At 45.2% G+C, this 19,496-nt stretch carries 21 protein-coding genes and 1 other RNA gene; 6 read left to right on the top strand and 16 right to left on the bottom strand.

What is annotated here, in order from left to right:
• Positions 1–107: 107 nt before the first annotated feature.
• The 12 genes from QUB16_RS12970 to QUB16_RS12915 all read right to left on the bottom strand — a co-directional run bounded on the left by QUB16_RS12970 (position 108) and on the right by QUB16_RS12915 (position 8,589).
• The gene (locus QUB16_RS12970) at positions 108–956 is read right to left on the bottom strand and encodes an endonuclease/exonuclease/phosphatase family protein (RefSeq protein ID WP_333316543.1); all 849 of its coding nucleotides are present in this window, start codon (positions 954–956) and stop codon (positions 108–110) included.
• A gap of 208 nt (positions 957–1,164) precedes the next feature.
• Positions 1,165–1,635: a DNA phosphorothioation-associated protein 4 gene (locus tag QUB16_RS12965; RefSeq protein ID WP_190742092.1), complete on the bottom strand. Its 471-nt coding sequence runs from the start codon at positions 1,633–1,635 to the stop codon at positions 1,165–1,167.
• Between the two features lie 67 nt (positions 1,636–1,702).
• Positions 1,703–2,023: a nucleoside triphosphate pyrophosphohydrolase gene (locus tag QUB16_RS12960; protein WP_333316541.1), complete on the bottom strand. Its 321-nt coding sequence runs from the start codon at positions 2,021–2,023 to the stop codon at positions 1,703–1,705.
• Between the two features lie 12 nt (positions 2,024–2,035).
• Complete coding sequence (locus QUB16_RS12955) at positions 2,036–2,692, bottom strand: Uma2 family endonuclease (protein ID WP_333316539.1); 657 nt, start codon at positions 2,690–2,692, stop codon at positions 2,036–2,038.
• Positions 2,682–4,748 carry an AAA family ATPase gene (locus tag QUB16_RS12950; protein WP_333316537.1) on the bottom strand — a complete coding sequence of 689 codons (2,067 nt, stop codon included), beginning with the start codon at positions 4,746–4,748 and terminating at the stop codon, positions 2,682–2,684. Before QUB16_RS12950 ends, QUB16_RS12955 begins: the two co-directional genes overlap by 11 nt.
• Positions 4,745–5,020, bottom strand: a complete 276-nt coding sequence (locus tag QUB16_RS12945; RefSeq protein ID WP_333316535.1) for a hypothetical protein — start codon at positions 5,018–5,020, stop codon at positions 4,745–4,747. Before QUB16_RS12945 ends, QUB16_RS12950 begins: the two co-directional genes overlap by 4 nt.
• Positions 5,021–5,106: 86 nt before the next feature.
• Positions 5,107–6,453, bottom strand: a complete 1,347-nt coding sequence (locus tag QUB16_RS12940; protein ID WP_333316533.1) for a DNA phosphorothioation system restriction enzyme — start codon at positions 6,451–6,453, stop codon at positions 5,107–5,109.
• Between the two features lie 96 nt (positions 6,454–6,549).
• Complete coding sequence (locus QUB16_RS12935) at positions 6,550–7,119, bottom strand: Uma2 family endonuclease (RefSeq protein WP_333316531.1); 570 nt, start codon at positions 7,117–7,119, stop codon at positions 6,550–6,552.
• 34 nt (positions 7,120–7,153) lie between these two features.
• Complete coding sequence (locus tag QUB16_RS12930; protein WP_333316529.1) at positions 7,154–7,597, bottom strand: hypothetical protein; 444 nt, start codon at positions 7,595–7,597, stop codon at positions 7,154–7,156.
• A gap of 198 nt (positions 7,598–7,795) precedes the next feature.
• A complete protein-coding gene (locus QUB16_RS12925; RefSeq protein ID WP_333316526.1) occupies positions 7,796–8,179 on the bottom strand; it encodes a phasin-related domain-containing protein in 384 nt (127 codons plus the stop codon).
• 23 nt (positions 8,180–8,202) lie between these two features.
• Positions 8,203–8,299, bottom strand: an RNA gene (gene ffs / locus QUB16_RS12920) — signal recognition particle sRNA small type.
• A 23-nt stretch (positions 8,300–8,322) separates the two neighbouring features.
• Positions 8,323–8,589, bottom strand: coding sequence for a YciI family protein (locus QUB16_RS12915; protein ID WP_333077099.1), 267 nt, complete (start codon positions 8,587–8,589; stop codon positions 8,323–8,325).
• A gap of 120 nt (positions 8,590–8,709) precedes the next feature.
• On the opposite strand from QUB16_RS12915, the gene QUB16_RS12910 reads away from it, so the two are divergent.
• On the top strand, positions 8,710–9,264 hold the full coding sequence (locus tag QUB16_RS12910) for a 2'-5' RNA ligase family protein (protein ID WP_333316524.1): 555 nt from the start codon (positions 8,710–8,712) through the stop codon (positions 9,262–9,264).
• 264 nt (positions 9,265–9,528) lie between these two features.
• Here the strand turns inward: QUB16_RS12910 and QUB16_RS12905 are convergent, their stop codons facing one another.
• The gene (locus QUB16_RS12905; RefSeq protein ID WP_333316522.1) at positions 9,529–10,233 is read right to left on the bottom strand and encodes a ComF family protein; all 705 of its coding nucleotides are present in this window, start codon (positions 10,231–10,233) and stop codon (positions 9,529–9,531) included.
• Positions 10,234–10,305: 72 nt separating this feature from the next.
• On the opposite strand from QUB16_RS12905, the gene QUB16_RS12900 reads away from it, so the two are divergent.
• A complete protein-coding gene (locus QUB16_RS12900) occupies positions 10,306–12,792 on the top strand; it encodes a putative PEP-binding protein (RefSeq protein WP_333316520.1) in 2,487 nt (828 codons plus the stop codon).
• Positions 12,793–13,296: 504 nt separating this feature from the next.
• On the top strand, positions 13,297–13,743 hold the full coding sequence (locus QUB16_RS12895; protein ID WP_333316518.1) for a hypothetical protein: 447 nt from the start codon (positions 13,297–13,299) through the stop codon (positions 13,741–13,743).
• A 12-nt stretch (positions 13,744–13,755) separates the two neighbouring features.
• Here the strand turns inward: QUB16_RS12895 and QUB16_RS12890 are convergent, their stop codons facing one another.
• The 3 genes from QUB16_RS12890 to QUB16_RS12880 form a co-directional block, all read right to left on the bottom strand.
• Positions 13,756–13,971, bottom strand: a complete 216-nt coding sequence (locus tag QUB16_RS12890; RefSeq protein ID WP_333316516.1) for a hypothetical protein — start codon at positions 13,969–13,971, stop codon at positions 13,756–13,758.
• A 40-nt stretch (positions 13,972–14,011) separates the two neighbouring features.
• Complete coding sequence (locus QUB16_RS12885; protein WP_015179076.1) at positions 14,012–14,299, bottom strand: RNA recognition motif domain-containing protein; 288 nt, start codon at positions 14,297–14,299, stop codon at positions 14,012–14,014.
• 970 nt (positions 14,300–15,269) lie between these two features.
• Entirely contained in the window at positions 15,270–15,488 is a 219-nt protein-coding gene (locus QUB16_RS12880) for a hypothetical protein (RefSeq protein WP_190736419.1), read from the bottom strand.
• Positions 15,489–15,653: 165 nt separating this feature from the next.
• Here QUB16_RS12880 and egtC point away from each other — a divergent pair, with 165 nt between their 5' ends.
• The 3 genes from egtC (at position 15,654) to egtD (ending at position 19,299) form a co-directional block, all read left to right on the top strand.
• Positions 15,654–16,442: an ergothioneine biosynthesis protein EgtC gene (gene egtC, locus QUB16_RS12875; protein ID WP_333246421.1), complete on the top strand. Its 789-nt coding sequence runs from the start codon at positions 15,654–15,656 to the stop codon at positions 16,440–16,442.
• Complete coding sequence (locus QUB16_RS12870) at positions 16,414–17,745, top strand: ergothioneine biosynthesis protein EgtB (protein WP_333316514.1); 1,332 nt, start codon at positions 16,414–16,416, stop codon at positions 17,743–17,745. Before egtC ends, QUB16_RS12870 begins: the two co-directional genes overlap by 29 nt.
• Before the next feature lie 510 nt (positions 17,746–18,255).
• Positions 18,256–19,299 carry an L-histidine N(alpha)-methyltransferase gene (gene egtD, locus QUB16_RS12865; RefSeq protein WP_333316512.1) on the top strand — a complete coding sequence of 348 codons (1,044 nt, stop codon included), beginning with the start codon at positions 18,256–18,258 and terminating at the stop codon, positions 19,297–19,299.
• Positions 19,300–19,496 lie beyond the last annotated feature (197 nt).

The following is a 19,496-nucleotide window of genomic DNA, read 5'->3' as shown; positions in this document are numbered from 1 at the left end:
AACCGCATATTAATATTATCCCTTTTAGTAATTTTTGTCTATAAAACACTACTCCCGCTCGATACTGTACCAAAGTTTACCTCTCACTTTATATACATTATACCGCTTTATTTCAACAAAACAAGTTCGGCTCCTACAGGCAAATGATCGGACTCCGTGGCCTCCAAAACCGAACTCGATTTAGCACCCCAATGCTGTGAATACCAAATATAATCAATCCGGCAAACGGGATAATTTAATCTCAAATTCGATCTTTTTACCAATAACTTAAGTTCCCAACCGTGAGGCCAGGTAAAACCAAACCCAAATCCCGATTTTCGGAAAGAATCTTGCATGACTTTCTGCACCCTGTCATAGTCTTGAGTTTCGTCTGTCATATTAAAATCGCCCGCGACAATTACTGGCAGAGTTTCTCGCTCAACTCGCTGCACTAAGTCTTGAATTTCAGGCGATCGTTTGCCATATTTGTAAACAGGAATTTTGAAAAAACGCAATTTTTTAACTCTGCTCAACCACGGCCCGGTAGCTTGCATATTATAAATCACTACTTCTTGTTCGTTAAATTTAATAATTGCCCGCTGCTGCGTTTCTGGATGGTTCGCTAAGTGCAGTATTTCGCTGGATACAATCGGATATTTACTGAGAATTCCTACAGGGGGAGTGCCAATTTGATAGGGGTAGTCTGCTTTTAACCAGGTGAAAGCTCTTTCGGTATGTTTCCTAACTATTTCTTGTAAAAATATAATATCGGGTTGTTGCTTCTGAATCAGTTTAAATAAAGTAGGTGACTGAGTTTTATACCAACTGAGGTTATGGGATAAAATTTTGATGCTGGGCTGCGAATTGGTGATATTTATTGGTGCGGGAGAAAAGTATTTAATGTGCAGCCAACTTATGAGGAGAATGCAGGCGATCGCAGAAATAATAGTGAACCATCTTTTTTTGAGAATTGACACTCCGATGATCGGAAGCAAGAAAATTGGGAATAAAATTAAGGGGCTAAAAGTGCTAATTAAGGCAATAATCCACAGTCGATCCCAAAAAATTAATTTGAGAAGGAAATAGCAGATAATGAATCCTGAGTAACTGTAAGCGAGAAATTTTGCAGCTTGCTTTAAGCCTCTCTGGATTATATCTTTTGGTATGTGCTTCATTGGGAACCTATTAAAATAAGAACTTGCTTAAATCGAATTCTTCATTTGACCGATGTTGGTTGTCTCTTTCCGAAATCAAAACCAACAACAGGCGATCGGTATAATCCGCCGCACCCCGCAACTCTTCTCGCAAAATTTCCAGTCCGCCATTAGCATATTCTTCAAAAATTTGCAAGCGTTCTGCTTCCAATTGTTCGTCGAGATGGGAGAGAATTTGAGGATTTTTGGTTTCGGCGATCGCAATTAACTTAATCGCCATATCGTAGCCCCTGGATACAAAAATATCAACATCGATTGCACCCGGTTCTCGTTTAGAAATTTCCCCCAAAGGCGATCGTTTTTTCCGCTGCTTTCCCAAGGATGCGGCGAAAGCGATGACATCGGCGTAAGTCTGGAAAGGGCCAGTGTTGTTATCCGATAAAGTTAATGATTTAACTAACTCCGCTTTATCTTTAGCAATTCTAATTTTGTTAGCAGCCATTGCCATAATATCTAGTTTCTAACTATAATACATCTCGCAAATATCCAACAGTCCGCACAGGCGCACTTCACCATGTCCGCAACAACATAATTTTTTGTGCAAAACCTCCTCTTGCTTCCCGCCGCTTCATTTGTTCCGCCAAAAGTCGATCGCCCGAAATGCCAAAACTCGCCATCACCGCATCTATTACCTCATACAAATCCGCCAATTCCGCCACCAAATCTTCCTCGTGGGCCTCTGCCGCTTCCTCCGCTTCTTCAATCAATTTCTGCAGCAAAGCTTGACGGTATTCTGCCTCCGACAAAATTACAAACTCGCAGTCCTTCCCGCTTTGGCGAATAATTTCAGGAATGTGATCGCGCACCAACTTATGATACTCTTTTTCCACGTTAAACTCCCTTCAACCTTGACTAAAAGTTTGAATCAACCAGCGATTAATTTCCCCATCATCTTGGGTTTGACTCCGATTCAAAGCTTCCTCAACTAACCGGATTTCCAGCCCCGGTAAAACCCGCGACTCTTGAATTCTCCCGCTACCTCCGCCATTAATCGCAAACGCAAAAACCTCCCGCGTGTTTGCAAGTTCAACCCAATATTCACTAATTCCTGCATTTTCGTAAAGCAACCGCTTAGTGCCTAAATCATCGTTAAAAGAAGATGCCCCAATTTCTACTACCAAATTAGGCGGATCGTATTCATTCAAATCAACTGTTGAATTGCTATCATCAGGAGGCACTCTTAAATCTGAACCAATGTAGTAAGCTAAATCAGGTTGAAACTCGCCGATACCTGCTTTGCGAAAACTGGTGTTAGTAAACTGAACTACTCGGATATTTCTCAATGTTGCAAACAGAATAACTACACAGGCCATAATTGAATTTTGACGCCCGTGCAATGGCCCTACTGGTGACATTTCTACCCTCATGTGTTTTTGATAATAATAAAACTTACCCTTCTCCCATGCTGAATCCTCAGCAAAATTCAGATACTCTTCCCATGTCGCTTTCACCCAAATATCCGTTTCCAAAGCCTGCCTAATTGCCGAATTAGAAGTCATAATCCACCTCTACAATTTCCGTATATTCAAATTCATTTGGACTGCGCTTAACTAAAGGATAGCGCGTCCCGCCCAGTTCGATCGCATCTTCTTCACAATCAGCTTTCGGAGAATTGTACACCAGCACGTATTCCCTACCGGTGCAACTTTCCATCTCTTGAGCAACTTCTCCGCGCCACTGAGTTTTTGTTACCAAAACTACCAATTGATTCGCCAACTTCGGCAGCTTATTGGCGATTTGCTTGCGATAAATCTCGTCCAAACTGCCGAAGGGAGAATCCATTACAATTGGAAACGTACTGCTATCCGGGCCCATCAAAGTATTTTTTTGACTCCACTCACGCACGCCCTCAATAATCCCGCCGATAAACGATAAACTGAGAATTTGATTTTCTCCTGTAGAAGCGGCAACCAAAGATTCTTGTCCCGACGTATTTTCTACTAGCGTCAGTTCGTATTTATCGCTCAACTTGGGGATATAAGGAGTAAAAGAAATTTGACTGAAAATATCTTGCACCCGCTTTTCCAACTGAGAACAAAACTGTTTCTCTAAGCGATCTCGCACTTCAGTTAGGCGAGCGATCGCATCCTGAGTCGCAGCAATCCGGCGCTGGGCTAATACTTGCCTTTGCTCATTCAGTTGCTGCTTGTCGATTTGCTTGTCCAAAGCCACAACCGACGCATTCAAACTCTCAATCTGCTGCTGGTTAGAGCCTGTTTCCCGGTGCAAATCGCCAATTTTTGCCTCAATTTCATCCAAGCGCTTTTGCAAGCGACTGACATCCTCGTCAGGAAAATTTCGCAGCTTGTTGTGAATATCGTCTAACTGATTTTCCACCCGCGAAAGTTCGGTTCTGTCGCGACTGATATTGCCTTGGTGTCGGTCAATTTCCTCCCAAAAATCAGCCACTTGTTTATTAATTTCATTTACCCGATCGCTAATGCGAATAGTTGTTTCTTCCACATCGCCAACACCCGCTTTATCAATCCAACCGCTAACCTGTTGGCGAGATTCAGAACCCTCCACTAATTCCGCACCGCAGATACACCGCTGCTGCGCTAATAACTCTTCCAAAAACGGCCGCTGAATCCCCGAAAGCAACGAGCCACATTCCCGCAAACCCCCAACAATCACTTCAAATTCAGCCGCCGCATCTGACAGAAAAACCGCGTAACCGCGCACAGAAATTGCTCGTTTTAGAGCATCTGTAGCCTGTACAATTTGTTGCTTAAATAAATTTTTCTGCATTTCCAATTCGTCTCGCAACTTTTGTAAATCCGCAGCACCGCTAAGTTCCAACAAGTTACCATTAACTGCTTTTTTTAACTCCCCTTGGTTCGCCAATTCCCGCTCTATTTCTACTTGTCGGCTCGAAAGTTGATCGGCTTCTTGCTCAAGTTTTTGCTTGTCTTTTAAAAGTTTCTTCGTTTCAGCATTCCCAATTATATTTAAATCTGTTTCCAGAGATTTTTTTGCTTCTCCTAAATGCCGAATCGAGCGATTCAACACTTCCACCCCCAGCAACTCCTTAGTAGCTTCCGCAATTTCGGCCTTCTTGTCATAGCGAACAATTTGCTCGATTCGCTCCCCATCAAAAAAGAAATATTTATGTAAACTTTCCGGCAAAATCCGCCCGATAATATCATCGGGATGCTGATCCGGCTTCAGCCAGAGACCGTTATCTTTTGCTACATTCAGAAACAATTCAGCCTTACCATGTTCTACAGTGTTTTCACTTTTATAAGCACGGCAAATTCGTCTTGCTTGGTAGCGTATGCTGTCGTGTTCAAACACAATTTCCGCCCAACAACCTACGGCTTTTCCCATTTCCGCCTCAGCCAGAGCGCGCTTGTTTACTAATTGTTCTTCCGCCGCAAAAGCAGCGCTAAATCTTCCGTAAAGTACCCACGTAAAGGCATTCATTAAGGCAGTTTTTCCCGCGCCGTTATTACCGTGAATTACTGTAATATTTTGCCTACCACAAGCTAGTTTTATTTCGGGGCTTTTGCCGTAAAATTGACGAAAGTTGCACAGAGTAATTGAGATTAACTTCATACAATTGCTTCCTTAATAATTTTTAAAATGTCATCGTTAATGTGGCGGGGAGCCCTCATGTACAGTTTATCTTTTTCAATTTCCAATACCCGCTCAATAATTTGTCGGACTTCCGGCGGCGCGCTAGTAATAGGTTCCTGTACGTCGCTGAATTCCTGATGAGTTTGATAAGAAGAACGATTTTCTGCTAAAATGCTTGTCGGTACGGCTGCGATCGCACTATCTTCATATCTAAATGCCATAATCAAATTTTCATTCAGATTTTCAGTCATTTTTTTTTCAAATATTAAAAACTAGCAACTCAAACTGCGATCGAATAATTCTCTCTTCTCAAACATAAACCGAACCTTAATAAATGTCAAATGTCTAATAGCCCGTAACGCCTCTGAAGTTGCAGCAATTTCACTCTAGCTTCCCCAGCATTGTCGGCTAAATCGGCAAATTCCAAGAACCGCTTCAACTCTTTTCGCAGCAAATTGCGCTCGACTTCTAAGGTTTCTCTGCCCAAATCAGGAGGCAAAACTATCATGTCAAATAAAGTTGCCCTTTCCTTCCCCGGATGCGGTCGCAAAATGCGTCCCCGGCGCTGAATAAACTGGCGCGGATTGCTGCTGCTTGCTAAAATTACAGCATTGCGAATTGCTGGAATATCAACGCCTTCATCCAAACAGCGAATCGCGACTAAACCTTGCAATTCTCCACTCTCAAATTGCTGACGCAATCGTTCTCTTTCTGCTAAAGGAGTTGCCGCAGTATAAGTGTTAACTCGGTAGCCTAATTCTGAACCCAATAACTTCGCGGTTTCTGTTAGTTGGCGGTTGTTATTTCGGCGGGCACCTCCTTCGATCGCACCATCGCCGCAGTAAAATAAAGTGTGGGCTGTATCGAGACGGTGAATCATTAATTCTCGCAACGCTACTAATTTATTAGCCGCCGCCCCAATTAACCGAGCCCGCTGCATTAATAAAGTCGTTAAAGCATCGTTTTCTTCTACTTTTTCATCACCCCAAAGCGCCCAGCCAATCTTTTGAGTTAAGCGGGAATACTTGCGGGTTTCGGCTGCGGTCAATTCTACTAAAATTGGATAGTATAAATAATGTACTAATGCTTTTTGGCGGATGGCGTCGGCTAAGGTAAGTTCCGGCTGCAAAACCGGGCCGAAATAATCTAAAATAGCTTCGGTTCCTTGTTCGTCGAAATGCCTTTCTGGGGTGGCGGAAAGGGCGAGTCGCAGTCCAATATTGCGTGGCAAACTTTCTCCTAAACGGGGCGCGCCTAAGTTGTGAACTTCGTCTCCAATAATCAGGGTTTTTTCTGGGAAATAGCGCAGTTGCGATCGCAAACTATCTCCCATTAAGGTAGCGTTAGTAGTGATGATTGTGAGAAATGCTCTATCACCAGATCGCACTTCATACAAACCCACAGCCAGCTTATTTTGCCAACTGCGGGCGCTATCAAAAGCCAAAATAGGTTTTAAACCAAATTTCTCCGATTCGCGCGCCCACTGATTCACCAGGTGGCAGTAAGGGCAAATTACGAGCAGGACTTGTAGGTTAATTTTATTGTATAATTCAGTGGCGATCGCCAGCGCAGTAATCGTCTTGCCGCTACCCGTCGCCATTTTCAGCGTACCGCGTCCCTGATTCGCAAACCAATTAGCAACCGCCACTCGCTGATACTCTCGCAATTGCAGCGATGGCGGCATTTTCGGAAATCCAAATTGCGAATTATTAGCCGTTGAGCGATTCACCTTTAAATGCCGTTAGATGCAAAATTCCCTATACTCAACTGTAACTCATTTCTAATTAAAACTTAACAACTCAAACAAATTTGTCGCCGACAATTGCAAATCCGACAGCACATCCAGTACAGGTAAAATATCTTCATTCTCTTTAATCTCAGGTTCCTGCTGCGGTTTAAAAACAATTACCAATTCTTCTTCCGGGTCAATCAGCCAACCTAATTTAGTATGATTCTTGAGGCAAAACAGAATCTTCTTAATCACGCGAGTTGAACTTTGATCCGGCGATAAAATCTCAATTATCCAATCGGGAGCAATTTCAAACCTATTTTCAATTTCTCCCTGAGAATTTAGAGGAATGCGCGACCACTCAAATACTGCTAAATCTGGAACAACAGCACATCCCCCAAAAGTGCAGCGCAATTGGGGAAAAGCAAAAGCTAACTTTTGCTGTTTGCCAACTTGATTAATAGCGGATGAAAATTTGATTTGTAACGTGCTGTGTTTTCCTTGGGGCATAGCTTTTTGATAAATTTGACCGTCAACATACTCGCTAGCCGGCTTAGTCTCTGGCAATAGCAGAAACTCTTCCAGAGAAATCTTTGACGGAGACTGAATTGACGTTCTCATAAGCAATTAACCCCTCAAAAACTGAACTACTCCCTTAAAAATTCATATCGCTGTCAGTTTCCCAATCAGCACAACTCTCTGATTCCACACCAGTAGGGTGCATCGCACAAACCAACAAATTGCCACCGTAAACTTGACCGTGATAGTTGCGACAACCGCGACAAGCTGGCTGCTGTGTCGCCGAAGGGTCTACATAAGTAACCATCGACAAATCTATCTCATCAAACTCCGGGTCGAAGTCGCGGCAAATTTCAATTATGGGTTCGATAAATTCATTAAATAAACCGTCAAATTCATTGAAATAACCGTCAATGTCGTTAATCAGATTATTTTGTACTTGTTCTGTAAACTCTTCCGACATTTTTGCCAAAACGTCCAGCATTTCGACAAACTCTTCGCCCATTTCGCTGAAAAACTGCTCTACTTCAGAAACAGCATTTTCCATTACTCCAAAAAAATCTTTAGACCAATCTTCCATGAATTTGACAGTTGGCTATTACAAAATATTTTACAGACAGGTGCAGCCAGCCTCATGCGAAGTGCTTGCACCTACTTTCAATTCTATTACCTATGTCCTGATATCGATCCACATCTGACAGGGGAAATATTCAAAAAGGGAACTCAAGAGTATTATCCTGAGTTCCCTTCATGCTTTGCTGAGCGAGCTTTTTGCTGCTTAATCCCGCTTCAGCCGCCGCAATTCCTCTTGTAAATTCTGCACCTGTTCCCGGAGCTTGTCTACGCCGCCTGTCTCCTTAGCATCTTTTGCCGAGACATCTTCTTCCTCAGAAACAATTTCAATCCGCCGAGGTTCAGCGGGTTTTTCGTTCCCAGCCGAGGCTACGGGGGGCTGCTGCTGCTGAGCCTGTTGTACCATGTCATCAACAAAGCGACGAGCTTCTTCGGTGGACATCTCGCCCCGCTTCACCAATTCGTCTGCCAGCTTTTGGGCTTCAGTGCGTAATTCAGTTAACTTGCTGCCAGCTTTTTCACCAGCGTAGGAAGCTAGCCCGACACCAAGGTAAACTGCTTTTTGTAAAATATCTCCGAAACCAGGCATAGGAGCTACACCTCATAAAACTGGGTGAACCGGAGACCACGCCTATTACAAGCATCCCGTGTTGCTGCTACCTTCCGGTCCTGACAAGATTTGGGCGTTGGAATCGCGTGGGTCCAGTTCATTTATGAGTATAACACAGTTATTTATTCTTCAACCACACACCAGTGATAAATTTCATAAATAACGCAACCGTTCTTTACCAGCGGGTCTTCAGCGACGATCGCCTTCGCCTCATCCATCGAACCCGCCTCAAACATCAACATACCGCCGCCCCGCCGCCCCCAGTAGCCAGTTTTCGCTCGGTGTCCTTTAGAAATCAACTCTCGGACATAAGCTCTGTGAGCTGGCACGTATTGGTCAAAGACAGGCTTTTCGACAATTCCTTGCTCAATTTTGACAAACCAAGGCATTTTTATTTGGGATTTTAGATTTTATATTTTAGATTGGGAATGGGCGATCGGCAATGGGCTCTAGGGCTAATGCAACCTATTCCATTTTGCACCATCCTTTCTTAACTGCGATGTTATCCCATGAACCAGTCAAAACAGCGATTTTTTATTGCCCTAGTGCCGCCTCCCGATATTGAACACCAGATTACTGAGATTCAACAGTATTTTGCGGAACACTACAACAGCCGCGGTGCTTTGAATTCGCCGCCGCACATCACGCTGCAACCTCCTTTTCACTCGTTAGCGGAGGATGTTCCCAAATTAGAGGAAAGTTTGAACCAGTTTTCTGCAAACCGGCCGCCCATTCCCGTTACTCTATCCGGTTTTGCCGCTTTCGCCCCCCGCGTCATTTACGCTGATGTTGTCAAATCGCCAGAATTGCTAGAGATTCACCAAGATTTAATGAGTTATTTGGAGGCAAATTTGGGAATTGTCGATCGAGTTTCTCAAAGTCGCCCATTTGTACCGCACATGACAGTAGCGTTTCGCGATTTAACTAAAGAGAATTTTCAAACGGCTTGGTTGGAATTCTCCGGGCGATCGCTCCACTTTGAGTTTACCGCTTCGGCATTAACTTTACTGCTTCACGACGGCAGCCGATGGAACATCAGCAACCAATTCCCACTTTCCGCCTAAACTCTCTCCCTTCTCTTTCTTCGCGTCCTTAGCGTCTTCGCGGTTAGTTTTCCCAGTTTTTTTTATTAGCCAATCCTGATAAATATCATTTCCTCACTAGAAACCTGTTGAAAATTAAAGCCAGTCACAACTTACCGAAAGCATCAAGGATACAAGCCCCGGATTCATCCGTGGTGGAGAAATAAGAAACCTGTATCCGATAAACTTGCCCCCCAATTTATCCGTGGGGTCAATGCTTCAATTCTAAAATCTAAAATCTAAAATCTAAAATCTAAAATCGATTGACCGATCGCTCTTATTCGGAGTTGCAAGTGCCACAGTTCCGTAAACCGAAATTCCCGACTCTTCCAATATTTTAATTGCCGACTTAACCGTAGTACCGCTAGTGTAAATATCATCAACTAACAGCACTCTATCGCGCGGGCGCCGGCGGCGAAAATCTTTCCCCAAACTTAAAGCATTTTTCATTTCCGCTTGCCGCTGCTGTGGCGTCAGAGCGAATAAAGCCTGAGTATTTTTCACCCGATCCAAACCGTGCCGCTGCAAAGGCAAACCAGTCAGCTCACAAAAACTTTCAGCCAACAGTTCCGCCTGGTTAAAACCGCGCTGCTTGAGCTTTTCTTTGTGCAGGGGAATCGGTACAACTGTTAAATTGTCTATAGCTAATTCAGGAAAACTCAGCCAAGCTTCCGCCAGCCAGCCGCCTAGAGGTTTCGCTAATTGCGGATTGCCGTCATATTTCAAAGCTGCGATCGCCCGTTTGAGAGCCCCGCCGTACTCACCCCACACAAAAACACGCTGCTCTGAATGCCAAAATCGACCCGGATCGCTTAACTGACATCGCTGAAGTTGCTTGTGACAGTACAAACAAAACTCTTCGGCGGCCGGTCGCTGACAAAGAGGACAGTTAGACTTAAGAAATAGATTGAGAAAAGATTTGACTAATCCCGTCCATTTTCGCTTGTTCATCCTAAAATTATCGTAAGTGATTAATGGGAAAAACTTTCAACTTCAATCAGTTTCCACCGACAGGCTCGCAGCGTGAAAAACCTCTACTGGTTAGACAAAATTCAACCTTCCGACAGATATGCAGTGGGAGAAAAAGCATTTTACTTGAGCTCTTTGCTCCAGAAAAATCATCCTGTTGTACCGGGTTTTGTCGTGCCGGCCACCACATTCTGGCAGTTTTTAGAGTCGATCGAGTGCCTAGAACCGCTGTTTGCTGACTGGCCACACTCTTCCCTGCACTTGAATGTCGATGAACCCAGACAACTGCAATCGATCGCCCGCAGCATCCGCCACCAAATCCTCGCCGGCACACTGCCAGATTCACTGCTCTCCACCCTAGAGTCTGCGGTTTCTCAACTCAACTCACAGTCAAACTTAAACTCCACAGCCTTAATTTTTCGCCCTTCCCTGACTTCCTGGAACCCGAAAACAGTCGGCATTTTGGAATCTCAGGCAGTACGGGCAGAACCCGAAGCCATTGGGGCCGGACTCAAACGAGCTTGGGCAGAAATGTTCAGAGCCCGAAGTCTATTTTACTGGCAGCGGTGCGGCCTGCGGGTACAGCAAATCAATCCCGCAGTTTTGGTGCAGCCACTTCAAGAAGCGATCGCCGCGGGCGAGGTGAAAACAAAGGCGGGTGCACAGTGGGAAATCCAAGCCACCAGCGGTTTGGGATTGTCCCTCGCTAGGGGAGAAACCATCCCCGATTACTATCAAGTGCAGCCGGAAACAAGCGCGGTTAAATTCCAGCGGATCGGTTACAAAACATTAGCCTACAATCTCAAAGTCGGCGATGGTGAACCGAAAAAAAAACTGCTGCTGGGCAAGTTTGCTGCTTTCCCAATTCCCGATTCTCCATTTATAATTCCTGATTTTGCTGATTGTTGCGTGCAAGTTTTAGCGCTGGGAGAGGAAGCACAAACAGAATACGTGTTAGAGGAATGGCAACTGCAAGAAATCATTGAATTGAGTAAAAAAGCGATCGCAGAATTTGACTCGGATTTAATTTTGGAGTGGACGCTAAACCAGACAGCAAACAGCGGCGAACCGCAGTTTTATTTCACTCAAGTTCGTCTTGTGAAAGCGGAAAAAGCTGCGCCGGTAGAGGAAAATCCGAGATCCCTCCCGCACCGAAACTCGATCGCCCCAGCCCGAACTCCTGCGATACTCAGAGGTTTGGCAGCAGCATCAGGAAAAGCCGAAGCAATTGCCCAAGTTATGACTAATTCCCACCCAGAAAACGCGGAATTCTTAGCCGGAGGCATTTTGGTAGCCCCGACAATCGATCCGAATTGGCTGCCTTGGCTGAAAGTTGCTGCTGGGGTGGTTGCGGAACAAGGAGGCATGACCTGCCACGGCGCCATTTTAGCGAGAGAATTGGGGATTCCCGCCGTTGTGGGAGTTGCCGGGGCCACGCGGGCGATCGCCTCCGGCGATTCGGTTTTGGTAGACGGCGATAGCGGAGAAGTTTTTGCCCTCACCCAACAGGATGCGATCGAGACAGGAGACAGCCGCCGACTTCGGGACACAGCAAAAAAGGCAGATATATACAGTACAGCAGCCAAAATGTCAATAGCCAAACACCAATCTTCTACCTCCGAGCGATCGTCCAATTGGGCGTCTAAAGCTCGACAATCTGAGTCTACTCAATATGTTTGGGGCCCACCAACGGCGACTCAACTGCTAGTTAATGTCAGCCAAACAAGTTCGATTGACCGCCTCAAAAATCTGCCAATAGACGGCATCGGATTGCTGCGATCGGAATTAATGGCATTAGAAGCTTTGGACTGTGAAAACCCCAAAGTTTGGCTGCAAGACGGCCGCCAATCGGAATTTGTCGATCGCATGGCGGATTGCCTCAGCTTGTTTGCTGCTGCCGTTTCGCCGCAGCCAATATTTTATCGATCTCTCGACTTACGCGAGTCAGGCGCCCACGGCAGTTTCAGTTATACCTTTGAACCGGAATTATTTGATTGGGAACTATGCGTACTTCAAAAAGTCTGCGAGTCAGGTCATACCAATGTTAATTTAATTTTGCCTTTCGTGCGCTCGGTTGACGAGTTTATCTACTGCCGCCAGCGCTTAGAAACTGTTTGGAAAAACCGCTCTACAGAGTTTCAAATGTGGATTATGGCGGAAGTTCCTTCGGTGTTATTTTTATTACCAGATTACGTAAAAGCCGGAGTTCAAGGAATTTCCATCGGCACCAACGATTTAACCCAATTTCTGTTAGGCATTCACCGCAACTCCGACCAGGTAGCAGGTGCTTTCAACGGGCGCGATCGAGCAGTGATGAGGGCGATCGAACAATTAATCCTTCAGGCGAGGGCTGCCGGCATTCCTTGCTCGATCTGCGGCGACGCTCCCGCATTGTATCCCCATACAGTTGAATCCTTCGTGCGGTGGGGGATTTCGTCTATTTCGGTCAATGTCGATGCTGTAGAACAAACTAGCAGGGCGATCGTCCGCGCCGAACAGCGCCTGCTGCTAGAAGCCGCTCGATCGATAATTAACAATTAACAAATCCCGGACTCACTTTACCTCAGAAATCCGGTTTCTACTCTAAATCATAGCTTTGGCAAGCAGCCACCCGCTCAGAAATCGGCTTTCTAGACAACCCGTGCGTCCAGGAATATTAACAACTACAGAAATCCGGTTTCTAATTATATAGCAACCGCCCAGACAGTGAGGACATTTTTAATTGGTGAAGCCCTTGCTTTTATTGCTTTTATTGCTTTTATTCCTTCTTCCTTCTTCCTTCTTCCTGACATCCGTTACATCCGTTACATCCGTTACATCTCATATCTTGCACCATTTTCAAGAACAGGCTTTTCGGCCTGTTCCACAAAGAGTTAATTTGATTGTGGGATGGGCATCCTGCCCGTCCATAAAAAGCTTATTGCAAATGGTGCAAGATATAAGTTACATCCGTTACATAATCCGTTGCCGAACTTCCTTCCACTAACATCCGATTTTAAAGCTAGGATAGAAATATCACCAATTCTTGACATGGAGGTAAAAACCGTGAAATCAAAAATTATTGCAACCGCAGCAATACTTGCCGCCCTGGCCTTCATGCCTCCTCACCCAGCATTTTCTCAACCTGCAACTGACGGTGGCAAAAAACCCGGATTCTGGCAACCTCAAGCGCAGGTTGACAATACTCGCAACATTACCCTAAGACTGTTAAATGAAACTGGATTAAACCTAGAATACGGTCAATCAGGTGCCAGCTTGTCATCCTTGCCCGTCGGAGCCAGCAGAAACATCATTGTTCGCATCAGCAATCGCACCGGCGACATTGCCAATATTCCGATTAATGTCGCAAGAGGAACCACAACTTTGAAATACGACTATAATGTTGACTCGCAGACAAACATTGTGACGATTCGCATCACCAGAGCCGACGGCAGCACTAGGCAAGACCGATCAGTTTATATTGATGAAAAAGGGCGAGTTTACTCTTTCTAAGACTGCGGCTCATCAACCCGGTTTCTCCTGATAAATCTTGGTTTTAGCAGCGAGGTATCCGGGAAGAAATCGGGTTTCTAGACTAGCGTGCATAAATTCTGTCTTTCTCAAAAAGTATGAATCAAGTGCAGCCCCTAAAGAATCGATGTTTTTGTGCAGCGGATTTGACATTGCATCCCCAAAATCAACTGCTGTTTGCAATTCGGCGCTACTGGCGCACTGGTGCATCAGGTGGGTTTCGAGAGGATGTCAACCGCCGCATCGCAGACTAATATCCGTCGTTTCTTTTGATACCTGCGCCTCGATTTCCCTCTTCTTTCGGTTTAGCTTTGTTCACTCGCAAGGGGCGCCCCATCCACTCTGCACCGTCTAATTCGGCAATTGCAGCGTCTTCTTGGGCATCCTCCATCATCTCAACAAATGCAAAACCGCGCATCCGACCGGTTTCCCTGTCGGTAGGCAAGACAACTCGCTTGACTGTGCCGTATTCTGCAAATACTGCTTTCAGGTCTTCTTCGGTGGCGCGGTAAGACAGATTTCCAATGTAGATAGTCATGTCGATCGAACTGAACTTGTTGTGCTATACATAATAACCTTTTAATTTAACTGTCAAGTGCTATCTACCATACAACTGGGCGATCGACTCTGACTAAAAGGGTTTGCCGGACTGACCAACCCTTGGTACTGGCTGCAATAGTTAGCTTAATCAAAACTCATATCCTCACTCGCCCTGCGGATGAGTGAGGAGATGAGTTTTGGGGCGGCGAGGAATCCCACCCCTGAACAATACTTGATTTTCATCAGATCAGTGATAGGTGGGCGACGGATCACCAAGCATCTTCGGAAACAAAGCGACTAACAAGGTATAGCAATCCTCGAATCATTTGTGAATTTCTTACTCCCTCCCCGCGGCTTCAGGGAGGGTTGGGGAGGGGTAAAAAAATTACGATTTATTTAGGATTGCTATATGGTTCATAAAGTTCTAATATAAGTTAATTTAAGAAGGAAAATGATACAATTACATTTGAGGATTTTCTGCTCCGCCTACCTACCGAAACTATGGAAAAATGCTTTGGTAGTGATGGAAAATGGTCATACAAAGAGGCCAAATAAGTAAAGAAAGTAATCAAGAAGAAGGGCGAAAGCAATATACTTGTCGCCCCCTGCGCCTGATTTATCATAAGCCTGATAAATTATGGTCAAAACTAAAAAATATTTTCACTTTTATCAACACAACAAATTATCAATAATTAGGAAAGGCGATCGAGTTTGCATTTCGTCAACTTTCTCAGCCAAATATTGGGAACTGGTTTACACACTGCTGTTATTGTAATTCATCTATCTGAGAAAGGCTATACGGGAATCGAAAGTGTCTGTGCAGAGTTTCTAGCGGGAAGTGAGCAATTCAGTCTAGCCAAGTGTGGAAATCCCGTAAGGGAAAAACGCGAAAAGCCAAACTGTGAAGTTTGGAAGCCCACGCCATAACTGTAATCAGTTTGGCGTTGGGAGGATGTTACTGCTTTTCCTTAGTCGATCGAGATTGACTGAGGCCCCGTGCTTTTACCGTTGGTGGGTTCGGCTGGGGGAGTAGTGTAGGAAGTTGAACCAGCTTGCTCGTCGATCCAGCTTTTAACGGGATCTTCGTGAAGGTTGAGTCGAAGCAGGCCAGATAAAAATCCGCCCGCGAAGGCGATCGGCTGTTCGATCAATTCTTTCGCCATTGGGATGAGTTCGTCGAGGAACATTCAAGAGTCTCCTTATGCTGCAGGGGTTCTACCTTAACTGTATCGTTTGTACTGCGATGCTGGCAGCGGGCTACAAAAAACCTTGTTCCCAGGGCTGAAGATGGGCGATCGGGCAATTTTTCGGCTAATGACTTACAATGCTAATCAAATTGCTGCAAAAATTTTATGTGCCGTTTGCTTGGCTACCTCGGGGAGCCGATTTTACTTGATGCTATTCTGTACAAGCCGGAACATTCCCTAATTGTGCAGAGTTACGATCCCCGCGAAATGACTTCTGGCCTACTCAACGCTGACGGTTTTGGTATTGGTTGGTATCACCCGCACCTAGATACTGACCCGTTTACTTATAAAAATGTACAGCCAATTTGGAGCGACGTTAACCTTCCGAGTATCAGTCGATACGTTGAATCTGGATGCGCGATCGGATATGTTCGCAGTGCAACTTCAGGACAAGCTGTAGATTTGAGCAACTGTCAGCCGTTTCAGAACGATCGCCTGCTGTTCGTACACAACGGCTTCGTGAAAAATTTTCGGCAAACTCTTTACAGACCAATTCGCGATCGGCTCAGCGATACGCTGTATCAATCAATTAACGGTACTACAGATTCTGAGCATATCTTCGCCTTGTTTGTCAATGAATTGACAGCCGGAAATCTGACCATACAAGCAGCTTTGCAAAACTCGCTGAAAACTTTGGCCGAGCTAGCAAACTTTCACCAAGTAGAATTTTCAGCTAATATAATTATCAGCGACGGACACCAGCTCGTTGCCTCTCGCTTTGCTTCCCAAAAAACCCCTCCTTCCCTCTATTGGCTGCGAGACGATTTAAATTTCCCGAATTCTGTCATTATTGCTTCTGAACCTTTATTTGCTGGCAATTGGCACGAGTGTCCAGTCCAGAGCATTATCAGTACCGGAGTAGAGCGTGATATCGAAATCTATCCAATCTTGTAGAGAGGCAATTTATCGCGATTTGCAGCAGTGTCGCAGCGGCACTTTCAAGCTATTTGCAGACATCGATTATGATACTTTTTGCCGTCAAGCTCATCCTGATTTCAGTCCAGTTGGCTGGCACTTAGGTCACATTGCTTATACTGAGGATTTGTGGCTGTTGCAGCGATGTGCTGGGTTGGAACCAGTCTTTCCTCAGTATCACCAACTGTTTGCTGCTGATATTTTGCCGAAAAAACAACGGGTTTTTCTGCCGACGTTACGTGAAGTTGAATTATATCTGGACGCGGTGAGAAAAAAGGTGTTAGATTATTTGGAAGTAGCGCCGATCGACGAGCAAGAACGTCTCTGGCGGTTTATTATTCAGCACGAAAGCCAGCACTGCGAAACAGTTGCTTTCGTGTTGCAAATGCACAGGAAGAAGGAAGGAAGGCACGACACGGATTTGGACACGGATACACGGATTAATTCTCTACGACACAGAGGAATAAAGCGAGGAATAAAGCAGCAGAAATTCCCAAGGCCCAAGGCCCAATTCCCAATGCCCAATTCCCAATTCCCAATTACCGATTCGGCGATTGAAATTCCGGGCGGAGAATTTTACATGGGAAGCGATGCTGCTGAGGCTTTGGATAATGAGCGATCGCGCCACCTGTGTTATTTAGAAGCATACTCGATCGATCGCTATCCCGTCACTTGCCGTCAATACCGAGATTTCATGGAATCCGGCGGCTATCAAAACCCTGATTGGTGGTCAGCGGACGGCTGGAAATGGCTGCAAGGCGAAGCCGTCTCTCAACCGCTTTACTGGTCAGAAAATCCAGCTTTCAACAACCATCCAGTCTGCGGCGTGAGTTGGTACGAAGCCGAAGCTTACTGCAACTTTATCGGCAAGCGTTTGCCATCGGAAGCCGAATGGGAAAAAGCTGCGAGTTGGGATGCCACAAATCAAACATATCGCATCTATCCTTGGGGAGAAGAACCGCCAAACGGCAGCCTGTGCAATCACGGCAATAATATTGCCAATACCTCGCCAGTTGATGCCTTTCCCAAAGGAGCAAGTGCTGCTGGTTGCTGGGATATGTTGGGGAATGTTTGGGAATGGACTGCTTCAACCTTTGATGCCTATCCGGGATTTGAAAGTTATCCTTACAGGGGATATTCTCAAGTTTATTTTGATGGAGAACACCGGGTTTTGAAAGGCGGGAGTTGGGCGACTTTTCCGCAGGCACTGCGATCGACCTTTCGGAATTGGTACTATCCGGGCGTGCGGCAAATTATTGCTGGTTTTCGCTGCGCTAAGTAGTTGGCTAGGTAATTATAATTACCATCAAATTTGTTCATATTAAGGAATTTAGTCATCAGACTTTTCAACTTAACAAATTCCTTAATACTTGTCTTAGAAAGCTTATTTGACGAACATCAGATGGGAGCATCTCAGTTTTGCATTTACAGTGCGAGCGTCCCCGCTCGCGTATTGTACAATACGCGAGCGGGGACGCTCGCACTACAATAAAAAAATGCTTTTTACAAAACTGAGATGCTCCCACATCAGATCAATGGCTGGAGAGGGAATTGGAGACAAAATTTGTTTGCGAAATGCCTAACTTTTTTCCATGTAACAAGCTCAAGGTAAAACAAGTTTTGTTAAGTATTCAATAATTTTTGTGGATAAATTTTAAGTTTTAATTGTGGATGAGATCGCCATCGGGTGAGAGAATAGAGAATGGAGAGTGACCTGAAAAATCTGACTTGAGCGCGATATTTGGCAACGCGACTGCGTGATATACCCATGTGTGCATCTAAAAATTACTTTATGAAATCCCCAAGACTGTCCGACACGACAAACTCAGCCTCAACGAAGGAAAACCGGCTGCACTTAGAGCGGCTGGTGAGCGCTGCGGCACTGACACCCGCAGAAATCAATGCTGGCAGCGATGCAGTTAGGGGGTTGACTCAAACCCCCAAATCCCTGCCTCCAAAGTATTTCTACGACGATCGCGGATCGAAGCTGTTTGAGTTGATTTGCCAGTTGCCGGAATACTACTTGACACGCACTGAGACGGCAATTTTGCAGGGGTGCGCGGGGGCGATCGCCAATTTAACGGGCCCCTGCGAAATCGTCGAACTCGGCAGCGGCAGTTCCACCAAAACTCGGATTCTCCTTGATGCTTACAGTCAACTGGAATATCCCCTGCACTATTTGCCGATCGACATTAGTCCTACTATCCTAGAAAGCAGCGCTTGTCAACTGTTAGCAGATTATCCGTCGCTCCACATTCACGGACTTGTCAGCACTTACGAATTAGCCTTAGCTAAAATTGCACCGTCGCCGTTGCCAACCCGAATGATTTGCTTTCTAGGCAGTACCCTCGGCAATCTCAACGCTCAAGAATGCGATGTATTCTTCTCGCAAATTGTCGGTGCACTGCAGCCGGGAGAGTATTTTTTGCTGGGAATTGACTTGGACAAATCTAAGGATATTTTAGAGCCTGCCTACGATGACAGTCAAGGAGTAACGGCAGCATTTAACTTGAATATGCTGCGACATTTAAATCGAAAATATGAGGGAAATTTTGATTTATCACAGTTCGAGCATTGGGCTTTTTACAATCAAGAGGAATGTCAAATTGAAATGCACTTGAAAAGTAAAAAAGCGCAAACAGTGCACTTGCGTTCTCTCAATTTAACGGTTGAATTTGCAGCGGGAGAAACTATCCGCAGCGAAATATCGCGCAAGTTCAATCTCAATACTGTAAAAAAAGAACTGTCGCAGCGGGGTTTAATGCCAGTGCAGGTTTGGACAGATCCAAATCAGTGGTTTGGCTTGATGCTTTGTCAGATGTCAGTTGACAGTTGACCGTTGGCAGTTGGCAGTTGGCAGTTGGCAGTTGCCAATTGCCAATTGCCAATTGTTATTTGTTATTTGTTTTGAATATCTCCCAATAATCAGTAACTACTGACTACTGACTACTGACTGCTGACTACTGACTACTGACTACTGACTACTGACTACTGACTACTGACTACTGACTACTGACTACTGACTACTGACTA

The sequence above is a fragment of the Microcoleus sp. D3_18a_C4 genome (assembly GCF_036702415.1).
GTDB lineage: Bacteria > Cyanobacteriota > Cyanobacteriia > Cyanobacteriales > Microcoleaceae > Microcoleus.
This window is presented reverse-complemented; position numbering and strand designations above follow the sequence as displayed.